Annotated in this window: 16 protein-coding genes; 1 reads left to right on the forward strand and 15 read right to left on the reverse strand. The window is 66.1% G+C overall.

Annotated elements, in window-relative coordinates; translation table 11 throughout:
* Window positions 1–11: 11 nt before the first annotated feature.
* The 14 genes from ACOHWE_RS15810 to pcaF form a co-directional block, all read right to left on the reverse strand.
* A complete protein-coding gene (locus ACOHWE_RS15810) occupies window positions 12–1,007 on the reverse strand; it encodes a BMP family lipoprotein (protein WP_420667684.1) in 996 nt (331 codons plus the stop codon).
* A gap of 154 nt (window positions 1,008–1,161) precedes the next feature.
* Window positions 1,162–1,587 carry a GNAT family N-acetyltransferase gene (locus ACOHWE_RS15815; protein ID WP_420667685.1) on the reverse strand — a complete coding sequence of 142 codons (426 nt, stop codon included), beginning with the start codon at window positions 1,585–1,587 and terminating at the stop codon, window positions 1,162–1,164.
* Window positions 1,580–2,188 carry a tRNA (adenosine(37)-N6)-threonylcarbamoyltransferase complex dimerization subunit type 1 TsaB gene (gene tsaB, locus ACOHWE_RS15820; RefSeq protein ID WP_420667686.1) on the reverse strand — a complete coding sequence of 203 codons (609 nt, stop codon included), beginning with the start codon at window positions 2,186–2,188 and terminating at the stop codon, window positions 1,580–1,582. The genes ACOHWE_RS15815 and tsaB overlap by 8 nt, the downstream gene beginning before the upstream one ends.
* A 34-nt stretch (window positions 2,189–2,222) precedes the next feature.
* Window positions 2,223–2,789: a NifU family protein gene (locus tag ACOHWE_RS15825; RefSeq protein WP_420667687.1), complete on the reverse strand. Its 567-nt coding sequence runs from the start codon at window positions 2,787–2,789 to the stop codon at window positions 2,223–2,225.
* Window positions 2,790–2,863: 74 nt separating this feature from the next.
* A complete protein-coding gene (locus tag ACOHWE_RS15830; protein WP_420667688.1) occupies window positions 2,864–3,472 on the reverse strand; it encodes a 2-hydroxychromene-2-carboxylate isomerase in 609 nt (202 codons plus the stop codon).
* A 21-nt stretch (window positions 3,473–3,493) separates the two neighbouring features.
* Window positions 3,494–3,949 (reverse strand): universal stress protein, encoded by a 456-nt coding sequence (locus tag ACOHWE_RS15835; RefSeq protein ID WP_420667689.1) that lies wholly within the window; start codon window positions 3,947–3,949, stop codon window positions 3,494–3,496.
* A 246-nt stretch (window positions 3,950–4,195) separates the two neighbouring features.
* Entirely contained in the window at window positions 4,196–5,059 is an 864-nt protein-coding gene (locus tag ACOHWE_RS15840; RefSeq protein WP_420667690.1) for a branched-chain amino acid aminotransferase, read from the reverse strand.
* A 666-nt stretch (window positions 5,060–5,725) separates the two neighbouring features.
* Window positions 5,726–6,487: a Phenylacetic acid catabolic protein gene (locus ACOHWE_RS15845; protein ID WP_420667691.1), complete on the reverse strand. Its 762-nt coding sequence runs from the start codon at window positions 6,485–6,487 to the stop codon at window positions 5,726–5,728.
* A 24-nt stretch (window positions 6,488–6,511) separates the two neighbouring features.
* Complete coding sequence (gene paaE, locus ACOHWE_RS15850) at window positions 6,512–7,585, reverse strand: 1,2-phenylacetyl-CoA epoxidase subunit PaaE (RefSeq protein WP_420667692.1); 1,074 nt, start codon at window positions 7,583–7,585, stop codon at window positions 6,512–6,514.
* 10 nt (window positions 7,586–7,595) lie between these two features.
* Window positions 7,596–8,069, reverse strand: coding sequence for a 1,2-phenylacetyl-CoA epoxidase subunit PaaD (gene paaD / locus ACOHWE_RS15855; RefSeq protein ID WP_420667693.1), 474 nt, complete (start codon window positions 8,067–8,069; stop codon window positions 7,596–7,598).
* Between the two features lie 123 nt (window positions 8,070–8,192).
* The gene (gene paaC / locus ACOHWE_RS15860) at window positions 8,193–8,987 is read right to left on the reverse strand and encodes a 1,2-phenylacetyl-CoA epoxidase subunit PaaC (RefSeq protein ID WP_420667694.1); all 795 of its coding nucleotides are present in this window, start codon (window positions 8,985–8,987) and stop codon (window positions 8,193–8,195) included.
* On the reverse strand, window positions 8,987–9,271 hold the full coding sequence (paaB, locus tag ACOHWE_RS15865; protein WP_420667695.1) for a 1,2-phenylacetyl-CoA epoxidase subunit PaaB: 285 nt from the start codon (window positions 9,269–9,271) through the stop codon (window positions 8,987–8,989). Before paaB ends, paaC begins: the two co-directional genes overlap by 1 nt.
* A 58-nt stretch (window positions 9,272–9,329) precedes the next feature.
* Window positions 9,330–10,307 carry a 1,2-phenylacetyl-CoA epoxidase subunit PaaA gene (paaA, locus tag ACOHWE_RS15870; RefSeq protein WP_420667696.1) on the reverse strand — a complete coding sequence of 326 codons (978 nt, stop codon included), beginning with the start codon at window positions 10,305–10,307 and terminating at the stop codon, window positions 9,330–9,332.
* Window positions 10,308–10,338: 31 nt separating this feature from the next.
* On the reverse strand, window positions 10,339–11,541 hold the full coding sequence (gene pcaF / locus ACOHWE_RS15875) for a 3-oxoadipyl-CoA thiolase (protein ID WP_420667697.1): 1,203 nt from the start codon (window positions 11,539–11,541) through the stop codon (window positions 10,339–10,341).
* 456 nt (window positions 11,542–11,997) lie between these two features.
* On the opposite strand from pcaF, the gene ACOHWE_RS15880 reads away from it, so the two are divergent.
* A complete protein-coding gene (locus tag ACOHWE_RS15880) occupies window positions 11,998–13,626 on the forward strand; it encodes a sulfatase-like hydrolase/transferase (RefSeq protein WP_420667698.1) in 1,629 nt (542 codons plus the stop codon).
* 99 nt (window positions 13,627–13,725) lie between these two features.
* On the opposite strand, the gene ACOHWE_RS15885 is transcribed toward ACOHWE_RS15880, so the two are convergent.
* Window positions 13,726–15,702, reverse strand: a complete 1,977-nt coding sequence (locus tag ACOHWE_RS15885) for a Hint domain-containing protein (RefSeq protein WP_420667699.1) — start codon at window positions 15,700–15,702, stop codon at window positions 13,726–13,728.
* Between the last annotated feature and the right edge of the window lie 160 nt (window positions 15,703–15,862).

Genomic DNA, 15,862 nt, shown 5'->3' on the forward strand with positions numbered 1-15,862 from the left:
GGGGCATGTGCTCAGAAGCTCAGCACAGGGCAGCTGTCATCCGACATGTAGTCATGCACTTTGATTTCGCCCGAAGCGATCTTCTCGGCGGCTTCATCCACTGCCGATTTCATCTCTTCGGTGACCAGCTCGGCGTTGTGCTCGTCCATCGCGTAGCCGACACCGCCATTGGCCAGCCCCATGACGGAGAAGCCGGTTTCCATGTCCGGGCCGTCCTGGAAGGCTTCGTAGACCGCGTTTCCGACGTTCTTGGTCATCGAGGTCAGCACCTTGCCCGGATGCAGGTGGTTCTGGTTGCTGTCCACGCCGATCGACAGAATGCCCTCGTCGGCGGCGGTCTGCAGCACACCCACGCCGGTGCCGCCGGCTGCGGCATAGACCACATCGGCGCCCTGGGAGATTTGCGCCTTGGTCAGCTCCGAGCCTTTCACCGGGTCGTTCCAGGCGGCGGGCGTGGTGCCGGTCATGTTGGCAATTACCTTGGCGTCAGGCTTCGCGGCCTTCACGCCCTCGGCATAGCCGCAGGCGAATTTGCGGATCAGCGGGATGTCCATGCCGCCGATGAAGCCGACGGTATCGCTCTTGGAGGCCATCGCCGCCATCATGCCGACGAGATAGGAGCCCTCATGCTCGTTGAACACCACCGAGCGCACGTTGTCGCCTTCGACGACCATGTCGATGATGGTGAACTTGGTATCCGGATAATCCGCTGCCACCTGGCTGAGCGCGTCGGCAAAGGCAAAGCCCACCATCACGATCGGATTGGCGCCGGCCTCAGCAAAGCGGCGCAGCGCCTGCTCGCGCTGGGCTTCGGACTGCAGCTCGATCTCGCGGTAGCTCTCGCCGGTTTCCTCGGCCCACTGTTTGGCGCCGTTGTAGGCGGCCTCGTTGAAGGACTTGTCGAACTTGCCGCCCAGGTCGAAGATCAGCGCCGGTTCGGCAAGCGCAGCGCCGGCGGTCAGGGCCAGCGACGCGGCTGCGCCCATCAGCGATTTCATCAGGGTCATCAGGATACTCCCACTGCGTTTTGTTTTTTGAGCCGCCGGCCAATACCGGGGGCCGGGCCCTGTGCGGGCCCTGTAGGTGCGGCAATTTAGCCCGGAGCCCGGGGAGACGGTCAACAGGTTTTTGACCATCTGGTGCGGAATCCGCGCAGGTGGCCTAACGTAAGTACGCCCGCATCAGCAGCGCATCCGCCGCTGCACGCCCCTCCCGCGGGTAATAGCCGGGACGGCGTCCGCAAAGCGCGAATCCACAGGCGTGGTACAGCGCCTGTGCGGGCGCGTTGTCCTCGGCCACCTCCAGCAAGGCCTCCAATGCGCCGCGGCGGCGGGCCTCGGCGGACCACGCCGCCATGGCAGCGCGGGCCAGCCCCTGGCGGCGGTGCGCCGGGGCAGTTGCGATGGTCAGCAGCTCGGCCTCCTGCGCCACCACCCGCACTAAAGCAAAGGCGCGGGCATCGCCGATGGCGAAATTGAGCGGGCTGTCCAGCAGGGCGGCAAACTCCGCCGCGCTCCAGGGGCGGGACTGGGTGAAGGCGGCGGCATGGGTCTCGGCCATCGCCTGCGGGGAAAGCGGCTCACTCATCTATCAGATCGGGCGGCAGGTCGCGTGCAGGTGCGGCATCCGCGGGACGCAGATAGAGAGGTGCCGGAGCCTCCACCGGCCCGTCCAGGCGGGTGGCGGCGATGCGCGCTATCGCTTCGGCAATGCCTGCGGGGCTCGCCTCGGGCGCAAACGCCAGCCCGGCGCCGCGGGCGGCGGCCTCGGCCTCCGCGCGCGGCATCAGACGCGGCGCCTCGCTGCCACCCCCCGCGGGCAGGGCGGCATAGACCTGATCGCGCGGCGCGGGCACGGCGGGCAGGGTGCCTTCTGCGGCGCGCGCCTCGAAGCCGTCGACGCCCACGGCCGGGATCTCCAGCCCCAGCGCCAGCCCACGCGCGGCGGAAACAGCGATGCGGATGCCGGTGAAATTGCCGGGGCCGATGCCCACGCCGATTGCGTCCAGGTCCTGCCAGGAGGCGCCGCCCTCCGCCAGCACCTCTTCCAGCAGCGACATCAGCCGCTCGGCCTGGCCGCGGGTCATCTCTTCCAGCCGTGCGGCGAGCACATCGTTCCCGCGCAGCAAAGCGGCCGCGCAATGCGCGGCCGATGTATCAAATCCCAGAACCAGCGGTTCGGAGCTCATGCCTTGTCCTTTCGCAGCGTCCTTTCGCAGCCGGTCAGACGGCAACCGGGCGCACCTCGGTGACTTCCGGGATATAATGGCGCAGCAGGTTCTCGATGCCCATCTTCAGCGTCAGGGTCGAGGACGGGCAGCCCGCGCAGGCGCCCTGCATGTGCAGGTAGACAACGCCGCGGTCAAAGCCGTGGAAGGTGATGTCGCCACCGTCCTGAGCCACCGCCGGGCGCACCCGGCTGTCCAGCAGCTCCTTGATCTGGTTGACGATTTCTTCGTCCTCGCCGGAGTGTTCGGCATGGCCCGAGGCCGGGTCCGAAGCGCCGCCCGCCATCACCGGCTGGCCGGACTGGTAGTGCTCCATCACCGCGCCCAGGATCGCGGGCTTGATGTGATCCCACTCGACATCGTCCGCCTTGGTTACGGTGACGAAATCGTTGCCGAAGAAGACACCGGTCACGCCCTCGACGGCGAAGATGCGCGCAGCCAGCGGCGACTGCTGTGCGGCCTCGGCGCTGGCGAAATCGGCTGTGCCCGCCTCCAGGACGGTCTGGCCCGGCAGGAATTTCAGCGTCGCCGGGTTGGGCGTGGATTCGGTCTGAATGAACATCTCGGGCCTCCGTAAAGCGTGCCACCGATATGCGCCCTGGGGCCGGGCAAGTCAAGTTTTGGAACGGTTCTAAATTATGCGATGCCCGCGGAATGCCCCGCGGCGTGCTCTAAAGCCTGTTCCAGCCGGTCGTCCCCCCAGAACAGCTCCGTTCCGCTGGTGAAGCTGGGCGCGCCAAAGATGCCGGCCGCGATGGCAGCATCGGTCTGGGCCCGCAGCGCCGATTTGATTTCAGGTGCCTCGGCGCGTTCCAGCAGCGCCGGGTCAAGGCCCGCTTGACGCAGGCAGTCCAGGAGAACGGCCTCGCTGGAAATATCCGCCCCGCAGCCGAACTCTGCCCGGAACACCGCCTTCGAGAAGGCCTCCACCCCGCCCGGCGCTGTCGCGGCCAGCGCCAGACGCGCGGCGCGCAGGCTGTTCTGCGGAAAGGGATCGGTCCGGCGGAAAGGCAGCCCGCGGGCAGCACTGATCCGCTCCAGGTCGCGCCACATGTAGCGGCCTTTGGCAGGGTAGAGGTCGAATGGCGAGGTGTCCCAGCCCTGGGCGGCAAAGACCGGTCCCAGCAGGAACGGTTTCCAGGTGACTAAGACGCCGCGCGCCGCGGCTGCTTCGCCAATCCGCATGGCGCTGAGATAGGAGTAGGTGGAGGCAAACTCGAACCAGAAGGTAATTCTGCCGTGCATCGCCTTTGCCCCGCTGCCCGGTCAGGTGATTGCCTCAAGCTTCTCTTTGCTGAGGTCGCCCGGCACGATGGTGATCGGCACCGGCAGGGTCCCTGAGTTCTTGGTGAGCTGGGTGACCAGCGGCCCTGGTCCCTTGCGCCCGGTGCCGGCTCCAAGCACCAGCACGCCGATCTCAGGATCCGCCTCGATGTAATCGAGAATCTCGGGAACCGGCTCCCCTTCGCGGATCACCAGCTCGGGGTCGATGCCCTGGCGGTCGCGCATCCACTTCGCGAAGACCTCGAAATGCGCGTGGATGCGCTCGCGCGCCTCCTCCCGCATCACCTCGCCCACGCCGATCCAGTGGTTGAACTCATCCGGGGGGATCACCGACAGGATGGTCACCCCCGCGCCGGTATGTGACGCGCGCATGGCAGCAAAGCGCATCGCGTTCAGGCATTCGCGGCTGTCGTCCAATACCACAAGGAATTTGCGCATATCCGCTCTCTCTTTGTTCCGCCGGGGATCATGGCGCATGGAGGCCGGTCAGGCAAGGGCGGCCGGTGCCGGTGCTCAATCGGTGGCTGCAAAAGGGGAACCCTCCCGTGCCGGCCTTGGCGCCTAGGTCGCGGCGCGGCGGCGTCCCGTAACACGGTGCGCGGGCCATCCGGGCGGGGAGCTGCTCCGCGGCTTCCGGGATAGGCGTGAGACCTCCGGCGGTTCCTGAAACCCAGCAGCTGCGGGTCAAGCCCCGCTGGCGGCCCAATCCCAGTACATCTCGCGCACGCGCCTGGTCACAGGTCCGGCTTGATAGCGGGTCTCGTCGAAAGCTGTGACCGGGGTCACCTTGCTCATATTGCCAGAAAGGAAGACTTCTTCGGCATCCTCGAAGTCCTCGCAGGTCAGCACGCATTCATGCACCGTCACCCCATCGGCGCGGAGATTCCTGATGTGGCGCGCGCGGGTGATCCCCGCGAGGAAGGTGCCGTTCGGCACCGGCGTGAAAACCTCGCCGCCGCGCACCATAAAGACATTGGCAGTCGCGGCCTCGGCCACATTCCCCATCGCGTCCAGGGCTAGCGCATTGCCGAAGCCCTTGGACCGCGCCTCGTGCAGCATCCGCGCGTTGTTGGGATAGAGGCAGCCGGCCTTGGCATTCACTACCGCGCTTTCCAGTACCGGGCGGCGGAACCGGGTGCGGGTCAGCGTGGTGCTGGCCGAGGGCGGCGCCATCGGGATTTCCTCCAGGCAGACCGCAAACTGCGTGCTGCCGGCGTCCGGCACGATCAGCGAAGGATCGCCATCGGCGGCCCAGTACATCGGCCGGATGTAAACGGCGGCACCGGGTGCAAAGCCTTGCAGGCCCTCCTGGATGATCTCCACCATCTGCTCCGGCGTGTGGGTCGGTGCCATCATCAGCGCCTCAGCCGAGGCATTGGTACGGGCGCAGTGGAGGTCGAGGTCCGGGGTCAGCCCGTTGAACAGGCGCGCGCCGTCAAACACCATCGAGCCCAGCCACATCGCGTGGTCGGCCGCGCGCAAGACAGCCGGGTTGCCGTCGTGCCAGATGCCGTTGAAATAGGTCCGGATCGCGCTGCCCGCTGCCATGGCTGTCTCCCTCTCTCTCTCGCTCGGGCGCGAGGGTAGGGCGGGATGGGTCAGCCGTCCAGACCTTTTTCTGCGGCTCCCGTGCCACCGTGGAGCGCCTGATAGGCAATGTTTCACGTGCAATAATGGGGGATGGTGTCACGGGATCAGAGGGAGCAGTCCCGGTTCCTTCGAGCGGGTACTGCAAAGTGAGAAACTGCCGCCTCCCCTCAGCGTCGAGCCGCGCATTGCCGGCGCGCGCGGAGGCGATCCGAACCGGCATAACTGGCAGTTTATCACCTCCAAGTCCGTACGAGATTTCGTGGGACCGCCCAGCCGCAGCCAAATCGCCGCCGCGAGGGGGCGCGCCGGCGATGCGCGGCGGCCTCTCGGCCTTGTTCCGCGCCGGGCGGAAATTTCGGGGAAGGATTGCCGTGAGCGGATGCGAGCAAGACCAGCGCAGAAGCATCGAAAAATGTTTCGCGCGCGAAACATTCGGTCAGGCCTGCTGACCCGATTGCAAGCCCCGGCACCAGCCAGGTTTTACCCGCCGCCCGCCAGCCGCAGGGCGCCCGCGCGCCTTCAGGCGCGCGCGGCCCAACCGGGCCAGTCCAATTCTTTGGGCTTGAAGCCCGGGCGGGAGCGCACCGCTTGCCGTTCAGCGCAGGGTTTGCGCCGCAGGGCAGCTCACCCCGGCCGCTGCAGCCCGGCCTGTTCCAGGATCGCACCTGCCTCCGCCTCCCAGCGGGCCTTCAGATCCGGGTTCGGGGTGCGGCGCAGGCCCATGGCCTTAAGGCCTTCGAATTTCTCGGAACTCTCCGAGCCAAAGCTCGCGGCGACCCGTGGCCACCAGTAATCCACATGTTCCTGCAACTGTGCCGGACCTTCCCGTTCCACCAGCTGCATCAGGCCTTCCTCGGCGAGTTCCGCGTGATGCGTCTCGGCTGGCAGGATCGCGCGGAAGGCTTCGGCCAAGGGCTGGTAGGAGACATGGCTGAGCTCCTCAAGCTGTACCGCCACCGCGCGGCCCATCAGGAGGTTCATCACCACCGCATCGGCCCAGCCTTCCAGCGGGTAGTTGAACACCGCCAGCCGCATGTCGTGCTTGCTGCGGCTCTGGCCGATGTCGGCGTCGCGCTCCAGCCGCGCGGTCCAAGGGTGGTGATCGGCGTAGCGCTCGGTATCGGCGCCGAATTCGCCCATCAGCCGCAGCACCTGGCCCGCGTGGTCGGACTTCTCCAGCACGATGCGGGCGGCGGCGATGCGGGCCTTGATGCCCGGTCCTTCGTTGATGATGTCGGCAAAGCCCGCGGCACCCGCAAGCTCGCTGTCGACAAAGGTCGCCATCAGCTTCAAGAGCTCGGCGCGGTAGCGCGGCGGGACGTTGGCGGGGTTGCTGAGCACCCCTCCCTGCTTAAGGTAGCTTGCGATGCTCATCTCGTCGGTCATGGCCGGTCCTCCCCGGGAAAGCCGTTACTGATCGTAGTCCACCACCACGCGGTCGGTCACCGGATAGGCCTGGCAGCTCAGCACATAGCCCTTCTCGACCTCGTAGTCCTCAAGCGCATGGTTGGCGACCATCTCCACCTCGCCTTCCAGCACCTTGCAGCGGCAGGTGGAGCAGACTCCGGCCTTGCAAGCGTAGGGCGCGTCCATCGCGTTTTCCAGCGCCGCGTCCAGGATCGTGACGTCCTTGCCCATCTCGATGGTCTGGGTGGCGCCGTCCAGCGTGATCGCGGCCCTGGTCTGGTTGGCACCGGAGGCGGCATCCCCCGGTTTGACCTGCCGCTTGGCGCGGCCAGGCTGGGCGGAAGCGAAGAGCTCGAACTTGATCTGCCCTTCGTCGAGGCCTGCCTTGCGCAGGGCGCTCGCGATGCCCAGCATCATCGGTTCGGGGCCGCAGATGAAGGCGGTATCGACCGATTGGACGTCGATCCAGTGCTCGAAGAGTTGGGCGCATTTCTCCTCAGTGACCAGGCCGGTAAAGAGGTCGATCTCCTGGGTGTCGGTCTCCAGCACGTGGATCACGTTCAAGCGCCCCATGTGCAGGTTCTTCAAATCTTCCAGTTCCTCGCGGAACATGATCGTGTTCACGCCCTTGTTGGCATAGACCAGCGTGAAGGAAGAGTGCGGCTCGGCCTCCAGCGTGGTCTTCAGGATCGACAGCACGGGCGTGATGCCGGAGCCGCCGGCAAAGCCGAGGTAGTGCTTCTGCGCGGCAGCGTCGAGCGGGGTGAAGAAGCTGCCCATCGGCGGCATCGCCTGCAGGATGTCGCCCGGCTTCAGCTCAGTGTTGGCCCAGGTCGAAAAAGCGCCGCCCTCAACGCGCTTGATGCCGACCTGCAGGATGCCCTCGTTTTTCCCGGCACAGATCGAATAGCTGCGGCGCAGCTCCTCACCGTCGAAGTCGCGGCGGAAAGTGAGGTACTGGCCTTGGGTGAAGTCGAACGCCGCCGCCGCTTCCGAGGCGGGTTTCAGGGTGACCACCACCGCATCGCGGATGGTCTTGCGGACACCGGTCACTTCAAGATCGTGGAAGCGCGCCATGGAGGTCTCCTCAGATGCACTTGAAATAGTCGAAAGGTTCAAGGCAGTCCTGGCAGCGCCAGTGTGCCTTGCAGGGGGTCGAGCCGAATTGGCTGACCTTGGTGACATGTTTGCTGCCGCAATGCGGGCACTTCTCCGGCCCGCCCGCGGGCTGGGGCGGGGCGATGCCGTAGTTCTCCAGCTTGGCGCGGCCCTTCTCCGACAGCCATTCGGTGGTCCAGGCAGGGGAGATCTGGGTCTTCAGCTTGAGGTTCCGGATGCCGCGGGCACGCAGAGCGGTTTCGATATCCATCTGAATTACCGCGGTGGCGGGGCAGCCGGAATAGGTCGGGGTGACAGTGACCACGAGGGTTTCGCCCTGCCACTCGACGCCGCGGATGATGCCGAGGTCGACGAGCGAGATTACCGGGATTTCCGGATCCGGCACGGCGTCGAGCCAGTCCCAGATCTGGTCCACGCTAGGTTGAGAGGTAACTTGGCTCATGCGGAAATCCTCATTGGCTGTTTCGCCCGGACGATAGGCCGGGCAGCCCCCGACCTTCCCCACGGGAGGGGGCTTCACCCCCACCCGAGGCCGGGGGCCGCCCTCAGTACTTGAACCGTGGCGTTACCACTTGGCGCCGGGGTAGGCGCGTTGCAGCCATTGCATCTGGGTTAGGAGATGGCCCAGGTGCTCGGTGTGCATCTGGCCGGTGCGGCCGCCCTTGTGGCCGTAGCGGCTTTCCGGGACCTTGAGCGTCGCCTCTTCCAGCACGGCCAGCACCCGCGCATCGTAGGCGTCGCGCAAGTCCGCCGGGTCGGGGGCGATGCCTGCCTCCGCCATCGCGGCGTCGACCGCGTCGGACTGGAACATCTCGCCCACGTAAGGCCAGAGATAGTCCAGCGCCGCCTGCATGCGGCTGTGGCTTTCCCCGGTCCCGTCACCCAAGGCTATCACCGTGTCGCTGGAGCGTTCCAGGTGGTAGGCGACCTCCTTCGAGGCCTTCTCCGCAATTGCGGCCACCCGTTCGTCCGAGGACGCCTTTAGCCGTTCCAGCATCAGCCTATGCCAGGCGTCGAACAGGAACTGGCGCATAAGGGTCTGGCCGAAATCGCCGTTCGGCATCTCCACCAGCAGGATGTTGCGGAAGTCCCAGGCGTCGCGCAGGAAGGCGAGATCGTCGGCACTCTTGCCGTTGCCCTGAACCTCGGCCGCGAGGCCGAGCCACATCTGGGTCTGGCCAATCAGGTCCAGCGCAATGTTGGCGAGTGCGATGTCCTCTTCCAGTACGGGCGCGTGGCCGCACCACTCGCTGACGCGGTGGCCGAGGATCAGCGTGTTGTCGCCCATCCGCAAGAGGAACTGCTCGAACGCCTCATCATGGCTGAGCGCGGTTTCGGTTTTGGCGGCGGCGGCGGTCATCACATCGCCCCCACTTCTTCGGGGATGTCAAAGAAGGTCGGGTGGCGGTAGACCTTGCTCTCAGACGGCTCGTAGAGCGGGCCTTTGTCGCTGGGAGACGACGCGGTGATGGCCGCGGCCTCGACCACCCAGATCGACACGCCCTCGTTGCGGCGGGTGTAGACGTCGCGGGCGTTCTTGATCGCCATCTCGGCGTCGGGCGCATGCAGGGAGCCGACGTGGCGGTGGCTCATGCCATGCTGGCCGCGGATGAAGACTTCCCAGAGGGGCCATTCGTTTTTCATTGCTCAGATACTCCTGGCTGCGGCGGCCCCGGCAGGCGGGGCGCGCAGCATAGTTGGCTCATTCGGCGGCGTGTTTGCGGGCGGCTTTCTTGCGGGCGTGGGCCAGCATGCCGTCGCGCACCCATTTGCCGTCGTCCCAGGCCTTGTTGCGGGCGGCGAGCCGGTCGGTGTTGCAGGGGCCGTTGCCCTTGATCACCTCGAAGAACTCGCTCCAGTCCGGTTCCGAGAAGTCGTAGTGGCCGCGCTCCTCGTTCCACTTCAGCTCCGGGTCCGGGATGGTGAGGCCGAGATATTCGGCCTGCGGCACGGTCTGGTCGACGAACTTCTGGCGCAGCTCGTCGTTGGTGTTCATCTTAATCTTCCAGGCCATCGACTGCGCCGAATGAACCGAGTCCTTGTCGGAGGGGCCGAACATCATCAGCGAGGGATACCAGAAGCGGTTGAGCGCATCCTGCGCCATCTTGCGCTGCTCGGGCGTGCCCTCGGCCATGCGGCGGATCGCGTCGTAGCCCTGGCGCTGGTGGAAGCTCTCCTCCTTGCAGACGCGGATCATCGCGCGCGAGTAGGGGCCATAAGACGTCCGCTGCAGCGGCACCTGGTTCATGATTGCGGCGCCATCGACCAGCCAGCCCACCGCGCCGATGTCGGCCCAGTTCAGCGTCGGGTAGTTGAAGATCGAGGAATACTTCATGCGGCCGTCCAGAAGCATCTCGGTCAGCTCGTCGCGCGACACGCCCAGCGTTTCTGCCGCACAGTAGAGATACAGGCCGTGGCCCGCCTCGTCCTGCACCTTGGCCAGCAGGATCGCCTTGCGCTCCAGCGTCGGCGCGCGGGTGATCCAGTTGCCCTCGGGCAGCTGGCCGACAATTTCGGAATGCGCGTGCTGGCCGATCTGGCGAATCAGCGTCTTGCGGTAACCCGCGGGCATCCAGTCCTTTGGCTCGATTTTCTCGCCCGCGTCGATGCGCGCCTGGAATTCGGCGAGCTTTTCCGGGTCGTCCTGGGTCGCCTCGGACTTCACCATCTGTGCATACATGACTTGTACCTCCCCTCAGGGGTTAACCGGGTTACACGCGTTCCAGGATCAGGGCGGTGCCCTGACCGACGCCGACGCACATGGTGCAGAGCGCATAGCGCCCGCCGGTGCGCTGCAGCTGGTAGGCGGCGGTCAGCACCAGCCGCGCGCCGGACATGCCGAGCGGGTGGCCCAGTGCGATGGCGCCGCCATTAGGATTAACATGGGGCGCATCGTCCGGAACGCCAAGTTCCCGAAGCGTCGCCAGACCCTGCGAGGCGAAGGCCTCGTTCAGCTCGATCACGTCTATCTGCTCGATGGTGAGGCCAGTGCGGGCCAGCAGCTTGCGGGTTGCGGGCACCGGGCCGATGCCCATCACCCGCGGCTCCACGCCCGCGGCCGCCATGCCGACGATGCGGGCAATCGGGGTGAGTCCGTTCTTCTCCGCCGCCGCTTCGTTCGCGAGCAGGATCGCCGCGGCGCCGTCGTTGACGCCGGAGGCATTGCCAGCGGTCACTGTCTTCTCGGGGCCGTTGACGCCCTTCAGCCCTGCGAGCTTCTCCGCCGTGGTGCCGGGGCGGGGGTGCTCGTCCGTGGCGACGACGATATCCTCGCCCTTGCGCTGCGGGATCGTCACCGGCGTGATCTCATGCGCGAACACCCCCGCCTCATGCGCGGCGGCCCAGCGGGCCTGGCTGCGGGCGGCAAAGGCGTCCTGGTCCTCGCGGGAAACACCGTAATCCTCGGCCACGTTGTCGGCGGTCTGCGGCATCGAGTCGGTGCCGTACATCTTCTCCATCTTCGGATTCACGAAGCGCCAGCCGATGGTGGTGTCATAGACCGCGTTGGCGCGGCTGAAGGCGGAGGTGGCCTTGGGCATCACGAAAGGCGCGCGGCTCATGCTCTCGACGCCGCCGGCGATGGCCATGTCGTAGTCGCCCGCGCGGATCGCCCGCGCCGCCATGCCGGCCGCGTCCATGCCGGAGGCGCAGAGCCGGTTGATCGTGGTGCCCGGCACATCCACCGGCAGGCCTGCAAGCAGGGCCGCCATGCGCGCGACGTTGCGGTTGCTTTCACCGGCCTGGTTGGCGTCGCCGAAGATCACATCGTCGAGGCTGGCCCAGTCAACCTGCGGGTTGCGCGCCATCAGCGCAGCGATCGGCGCGGCGGCAAGGTCGTCGGTGCGGACCTGGCTCAGCGCGCCGCCGTAGCGGCCGATCGGGGTGCGGGTGGCATCGCAGATGAAAGCTTCCATGGTATTCGCGTCTCCTCACTGGCGGCAGATAAGCCGACCGTTGGGTCGGTGATACGCCGGAAGATGATTCGCAGCAAGGCATTTGTAACCGAAGTTTGGCTGGTTAGAGGTTTCTGTAACGTATTGCCAGCCGGGGCAGCCCAATGGTTTGGTGGCAAGGGCGGAGGTGTCCTGATGGGGGAGGTTCTCCTCATCCAGCCGGGACCCTCCCGCCCGTCGCCGGGTGCATCGATAATGCCCCCGCTCCCGTTGGGCCGGGCGCCGCGCCCTGCGCGGCGCCCGGCCCAACGGGAGGAGGCCTTTCGCCAGAAAGGCAGACGACGGGCGGGAGAGCCCTGTTTGTTGAACAGGCTTGATTGCCGGCGGCGGGCGCCGGGCGGCATTCGCGCTCGCCATTCTGCTTCACCTGTTCAATAGTTGCGCCATGACCAAATGCAGTGCGGCGGGGAGACCAAGGTGAATATTCTCTACATCATGTTCGATCAGCTGCGCTTTGACTACCTCAGCTGCGCGGGCCATCCGCATCTCGAGACCCCGCATATCGATGCGCTCGCCGCAAGGGGCGTGCGCTTCTCGCGCGCCTATGTGCAATCGCCCACCTGCGGCTCTTCAAGGATGTCGAGCTATACCGGGCGCTACCCTTCCAGCCACGGCGTGCAGTTCAACGGCTATCCGCTGCGGGTCGGCGAGTGGACGATGGGCGACCACCTGCGCAAGGCGGGCATGGGCTGCCACCTGATCGGAAAGACCCACATGGCCGCGGATGCCGAGGGCATGGCGCGGCTGGGGCTGGCGCCTGACAGCGTAATCGGGGTGCGTCAGGCGGAATGCGGTTTTGACCCCTATGTGCGCGACGACGGGCTCTGGGCGGAGGGCCCGGACGGTTTCTATGACCCGCGGCGCAGCCCTTACAACGAGTACCTCAAGGCAAAGGGCTACCCGGGGGATAACCCCTGGGCTGATTTTGCCAATGCTGGCGTTGAGGGTGGAGACATCGCTTCGGGCTGGTTCATGGTGAATGCCGGCAAGCCCGCCAATATCGCCGAAGAGGACAGCGAGACCCCCTGGCTCACCACACAGGCAATGAAATTTATCGAGCAGGCCGAAAGCCCCTGGTGCGCGCATCTGAGCTACATCAAGCCGCATTGGCCCTATATTGTGCCCGCACCCTACCACGACATGTACGGGCCGGAGCACGTGCTTCCCGCAATGCGCAGCGCGGGGGAGCGCGCCGATCCGCACCCGGTCTTTGCCGGGATGATGAATAATCCGATCGGCCGCGCCTTCAGCCGCGAGGAGGTGCGGCAGAAAGTGATCCCCGCCTACATGGGGCTGATCAAGCAGGCTGACGACCAGATGGGTCGGCTGTTTGGGTGGCTGGAGAAGACCGGGCGCATGCAGGACACGATGATCGTGCTGACATCGGACCATGGCGATTACCTGGGTGACCACTGGCTGGGCGAGAAGAACCTGTTTCACGAGGTTTCGGTCAAGGTGCCGCTGATCGTCTTTGACCCGCGCCCTGAGGCTGATGCCACTCGCGGCACGGTATGCGGCGAGCTGGTTGAGGCGGTCGACGTGCTGCCCACCTTCCTGGAGGCGGCCGGGGGCGATCCTGCACCGCATATCCTGGAGGGGCGCTCACTGTTGCCGCTTATCCGGGGCGAGCGGCCGGAATGGCGGGAGTTCGCGGTGTCGGAGTTCGACTATTCCACCATGCCGCTTTGCGCGGCGCTGGGGCTGGCGCCGAAGGACGCGCGGCTGTTCATGGTCGCGGATAAGCGCTGGAAGTTCATGCATGCCGAGGGCGGGATGCGGCCGATGCTGTTCGACATGGAGAATGACCCGGGCGAGCTGGAGGACCTCGGCGCCAGTGCCGCGCACCGGGAAGTGATTGCGCAGATGTATGACCGGCTCCACGCCTGGGGCCTGCGGATGTCGCAGCGGATCACGGTGCCGGATGCGGAGATCATCGCCCGGCGCGGCGACTCGGATCGCAAGGGCATTCTGTTAGGCGTCTACGAGCCTGGGGAGCTGGATCCGGAGCTGACCGCTGCGTACCGCGGGCCGGTTCCGCGGGGCTGAAATCGGGGCGGCCGGGCATCTGGCGGATATGCGGATATACTGCCGGAGCGGCGGCAGGTAGGGCGGACGCTGACCGCTTCGAGCGCCGCCGACGCGCCGCTAGCCGGTGTGCGTGCAGGATGGGCGCCAGTCTGACCGGCCTGCCTGCGCAGCCCCCTCACGCAGGGGACGCAGCGCGCGGATGTGGGCAGGCAGCTGCCTGCGGCGGGCATAGGGCAATGCGGGCTTGCCGTAGGCCGCTCTGACCGGCCTTTGTCCGAGCTGCGGCAGCGCGGCCGCAAGCTGCAGCAGCGCGGCTGGGGAGAGGCAGGACAAAGCGCGGGGGCCGGGGTAAAAACTCTCCGTTGCGAGGCCGGCGGAGCAGAGCAGGCTGTGTTGCGGCAGCATCAGGTGCACGTAGGTGACGGACCGCGCGCCGCACATCACCCGCACGGCGCCGCCTTCGAGCCGCGCCAGCTGGATGGCCCGCGCCAGCAGACGCCGTCCGCCGGCAGTGCGGACGGCGATGCCGTGCTGCGGCGACACCGTGAGGCTGCGGCCGGTACCGGTCCAGCGGGCGGAGAGGCGCACGGGGCGCAAGTTCGGACGCGTGGCGAGCGCCTTTGGCCCCAGGCTTGTCTGCCCGGCCCAGACCACCGGCTGCACGCCCCGGTCCAGCGTGCTGACCAGATCGCCCGCTCGCAGATCCCCGGCCGCCCGCAGTCCGCCCGGCGTGCGGATCAGCGTCTCTGCGGTGAAGCAGGGGATCCCCGAGGCGACCATCTGCTGTGTAGTCATCTGCCCGGGGGCGATGCCGTAGAAGGTGATGGTTTCACCTTCCGGGAAGGTCAGCAGCGCATTGCCATGGCCATCGTCGCTGACGCTGACGTCCCAGACCGAGACCGGCTGCCCGGTCGCGTCGCGCAGGCCGGCCACGTCGAGCTGGTCGTTGGAGAAACCGTCGGTATTGTCGTCGCCGATGTCGAAATCCAGAATCACCGTGTGCCCGGCGCTCTTCTGGAAAATCAGCAGATCGTCGCCGTCGCCGGTGTGGATCCGGTCATTGCCGGTGCCGCCCGTGATGGTGTCACTGCCGGTGCCGCCCTGGATGGTATCGTCACCCGCACCTCCGGAGAGGGCATCATTGCCGCTGCCTCCGAAAAGGGCATCATTACCGTCGCCGCCGCGGATCTGGTCGCTGCCGCCGCCGCCCTTGATGGTGTCGTTCCCGGCGCCGCCAAAGACCTGGTCGTTGCCGTCGCCTGCATAAACGAGGTCATCCCCGGCGCCGGCGCCGATCGTGTCGTTGGTGACGGCGCCGCCATCCGGTTCGCCCGCGCTGTTGCCCCCGTAGATGGTGTCGTGGCCCGCAGTGCCGGTGATGATGCCGTCATCATGGCCGTCGGACATGTCGTGGAGGGTGTTGAGTTCCGTGGGCGAACGGGCGTCGCTGTAGATCTCGAAATGATCGATCGAGCCTTCGAAGAACTGCCGCAATTTGTCGGCGGTGTTGTCACTGCTGTGGGTTTGGCTGGCGCCCAGAGTCCAGGGCTCGTTGTTCTGTGACAGCGCCAGGGAATCGCCATTTGTCACGGCGTCGCTATTGGCGCCGACAGCCACGCCGTCCACATAGAGGATCATTCCGCCGGTAGGGCTGAACTCGTAGACGAGATCGGCTTTCTGGCCTTCTGTGATCACGCCCGCGGCGGTGTGTATGTAATAATCCTGGGTTGCAGATTGGTGGCGCACCAGCAGGGAGCCGTCGCCGTCGACCATGATTGTCAGGTGGCCGCCGCCGTCATAGCCGCTGGAGTCGCGTGATACGAGTGTTTGGAAGCTGCTGTCGTTGATATTCGTGCTGCGGAAACCGTCCAAGCTGCCATGCGCCGTGGTAAACGTCGTTCGGATGGTCCCTTCCGTGACCGCGTATTGCGGCGCGTCCGCGATCTCAACATAATCGTTGACGCCATCGAAGGTGGCGGCCCCGGACATGTCCTGCGCGGCACCATTGTGAAAGACGGCGTCATTGCTGTTCCCGGATGTGTCCTTCCCGTTTCCGTCGCCGGTCCAGAAAGCCCAGAGCCCGATGAGAGACATGCCACTTACCCTTTTACTAAGTGGTGCCACTATAAATAACCTATATTTAGAATGTCTGAATCCTGGGGGGCGGTGCCTCTAGTCTGTGCCGGGGATGCCCGGCGGCATAGGTGCGGGGGAATGCCGGCTTCGAACCGAAGCTGCGGCGCGTGTGTCTTCA

Source organism: Cribrihabitans neustonicus, assembly GCF_048820895.1.
Lineage (GTDB): Bacteria > Pseudomonadota > Alphaproteobacteria > Rhodobacterales > Rhodobacteraceae > Cribrihabitans_A > Cribrihabitans_A neustonicus.

Bases quoted from the DNA above. Each gene is read 5' to 3' on its own strand.
- paaD (WP_420667693.1), bottom strand. From the start codon at position 8,069: ATGAGCCAAGTTACCTCTCAACCTAGCGTGGACCAGATCTGGGACTGG.
- tsaB (WP_420667686.1), bottom strand. From the start codon at position 2,188: ATGAGCTCCGAACCGCTGGTTCTGGGATTTGATACATCGGCCGCGCAT.
- ACOHWE_RS15845 (WP_420667691.1), bottom strand. From the start codon at position 6,487: ATGACCGACGAGATGAGCATCGCAAGCTACCTTAAGCAGGGAGGGGTG.
- ACOHWE_RS15830 (WP_420667688.1), bottom strand. From the start codon at position 3,472: ATGCACGGCAGAATTACCTTCTGGTTCGAGTTTGCCTCCACCTACTCC.
- paaA (WP_420667696.1), bottom strand. From the start codon at position 10,307: ATGTATGCACAGATGGTGAAGTCCGAGGCGACCCAGGACGACCCGGAA.
- ACOHWE_RS15840 (WP_420667690.1), bottom strand. From the start codon at position 5,059: ATGGCAGCGGGCAGCGCGATCCGGACCTATTTCAACGGCATCTGGCAC.
- ACOHWE_RS15885 (WP_420667699.1), bottom strand. From the start codon at position 15,702: ATGTCTCTCATCGGGCTCTGGGCTTTCTGGACCGGCGACGGAAACGGG.
- ACOHWE_RS15815 (WP_420667685.1), bottom strand. From the start codon at position 1,587: ATGAGTGAGCCGCTTTCCCCGCAGGCGATGGCCGAGACCCATGCCGCC.
- paaE (WP_420667692.1), bottom strand. From the start codon at position 7,585: ATGGCGCGCTTCCACGATCTTGAAGTGACCGGTGTCCGCAAGACCATC.
- ACOHWE_RS15810 (WP_420667684.1), bottom strand. From the start codon at position 1,007: ATGACCCTGATGAAATCGCTGATGGGCGCAGCCGCGTCGCTGGCCCTG.
- ACOHWE_RS15825 (WP_420667687.1), bottom strand. From the start codon at position 2,789: ATGTTCATTCAGACCGAATCCACGCCCAACCCGGCGACGCTGAAATTC.
- pcaF (WP_420667697.1), bottom strand. From the start codon at position 11,541: ATGGAAGCTTTCATCTGCGATGCCACCCGCACCCCGATCGGCCGCTAC.
- paaC (WP_420667694.1), bottom strand. From the start codon at position 8,987: ATGACCGCCGCCGCCGCCAAAACCGAAACCGCGCTCAGCCATGATGAG.
- paaB (WP_420667695.1), bottom strand. From the start codon at position 9,271: ATGAAAAACGAATGGCCCCTCTGGGAAGTCTTCATCCGCGGCCAGCAT.
- ACOHWE_RS15835 (WP_420667689.1), bottom strand. From the start codon at position 3,949: ATGCGCAAATTCCTTGTGGTATTGGACGACAGCCGCGAATGCCTGAAC.